The 2,134-nt window shown below is 54.5% G+C and carries 2 protein-coding genes; both read left to right on the plus strand.

Translation table 11 applies throughout. From position 1 onward, the window contains the following. A partial coding sequence (murJ, locus tag V6D20_16965) for a murein biosynthesis integral membrane protein MurJ (protein HEY9817472.1) occupies positions 1-1,282 on the plus strand: 1,282 nt, incomplete at its 5' end. A 312-nt stretch (positions 1,283-1,594) separates the two neighbouring features. After that, positions 1,595-2,134 (plus strand): calcium-binding protein (locus tag V6D20_16970; GenBank protein ID HEY9817473.1); only part of this gene is annotated, 540 nt, incomplete at its 3' end.

Here is a 2,134-nt window from a genome sequence, read left to right on the forward strand (position 1 = left end):
GTTGATTGACCTGGTGGCTCCAGGACTGAATCAATCACCAGAAGGGTTAGAAATTCGAGCGATCGCCATCCAGCAACTGCGGATTATGGCTCCCATGGCCCTGCTTGCCGGTCTGATTGGCATTGGCTTTGGCACCCTCAACGCCGCCGATCAATATTGGCTGCCCTCCATCAGCCCCATCTTTTCCAGCGTCGCCCTCCTAGGCGGTTTAGGATTACTCGTTCTCCACCTGGGTAGCGCCGTCACCGATCCTGAGAATGCCGTACTCGGGGGCATGGTTTTAGCCTGGGGTACCCTAGCGGGGGCTGTGCTGCAGTGGCTAGTGCAGGTGCCGGCCCAATGGCGATCGGGCCTAGGGCGACTGCGGCTACGCTTCAATATTCGTCGTCCTGGTGTCCAAGACATCATCCGCATCCTGATGCCGGCTACCTTTTCCTCCGGCATGATGCAGATCAATGTCTATACCGACCTCTTCTTTGCCTCCTACCTCCCCCAAGCCGCTGCCGCCCTCGGCTATGCCAACCTGCTGGTGCAAACGCCCCTCGGCATCATCTCCAACGTGATTTTGGTGCCCTTTTTACCCATCCTGTCCCGGTTATCCGGCATCGAAAGCCGCACGGAATTTAAGCAGCGCATTGGCCAAGGCATGATGCTCACCGCCGTCACCATGCTGCCCCTGAGTGCGCTGATGATGACCCTGGCCTTTCCCATTGTGCGGGTCGTCTACGAACGCTACGCCTTTGACCAAAGCGCCTCCCGGTTGGTGACGTCCGTCTTGATCGCCTACGGTCTCGGTATGTTTGTTTACCTAGGGCGAGATGTCTTAGTGCGGGTGTTCTACGCTCTTGGCGACGGCGATACGCCCTTTCGGGTGAGTATTTTCAACATTTTTCTGAATGCCCTGCTCGACTACTGGCTGATTCAAGCCTTTGGTGCGCCGGGACTTGTGCTAGCAACCGTGGGAGTCAACCTCGTCTCCATGGTGATGTTTTTGTGGCTGCTGGATCGCCGCCTAGATGGTCTGCCTTGGCAAACCTGGAGTCTGCCCTTTCTAGGATTGGTGGGAGCCAGCACGGTGGCGGCAGGACTATGTTGGGGGAGTCGTTGGGGGTTAGAAGAACTGCTGGGTACCGAGGGATTTTTCATTCAGGTCTTCCAGCTTTGCGTCGCCGGATCGATGGGTTTAGCAGGATTTGGAGCGATCGCCAGTCGATTGGGTATCCCGGAATTTGACATGGTGGTTGGCCGGATTACCCAACGCCTACGTCGTTCTGGTGATTAATCTAGGGAGTGCAAGGCTATCCTAAATCTCACCCTTGTGTTAGCGATGGGAAGCCGTTTGGGCACATTAAGCTCGCATAGATAAAACATCAACAGCATCTACAGAACTGACGCAAGACTGAACGATCATTCAACACAAAGTCTTCAAATCAATATCGTCCAACTGCGTCAGTTCTGATCTAGACTTCGTTCCTAAGCCGTGAAGATGGCTTAGCCATGATTGAGCAGCTGTCATCTGTCATGGATGAGGGCGATCGCCAATCAGGTATTGAATGTACTTAACCATACTGAATTCTCAGGAAGGTCATGAGTTGTGGCAGAGTTTATCGGCACAGAGAATGGTGAGATTCTGACAGGCACTCCCGGAGATGACATTATCTTTGGGTTGGGCGGTGGTGACGCTATCTTCGGTGAGGATGGCAACGATACGCTGTATGGAGGTGCCGGTGACGATCGCCTCTTAGGTGGCGAAGGCAACGATACCCTAGACGGTAGTGAAGGCGACGATATCCTAGAAGGCGGCAACGGCAACGACGTGTTGCTAGGCGGCAGCGGCAACGATCAACTCTCTGGCAATGATGGAGATGACCTGCTGTTAGGCACCCTAGGCAACGATCAGCTCTTCGGTGGTCGTGGCAACGACAGCCTCTTTGGTGGTGAGGGCAATGACTACCTAGATGGCGGGCCCGGTGTCGATCGCATGGTGGGTGGTCCTGGCAACGATATCTATGTGATTGGTGATGTTGGTGACACAGTCGAAGAGGAACCTGATGAAGGCATCGACTTGGTTCTAGCTAGCATTTCGATTGACCTCCAGAGCCTCTCTCCCAATGTCGAGAATCTGACCTTATTG

This window comes from Candidatus Obscuribacterales bacterium (assembly GCA_036703605.1).
GTDB lineage: Bacteria > Cyanobacteriota > Cyanobacteriia > RECH01 > RECH01 > RECH01.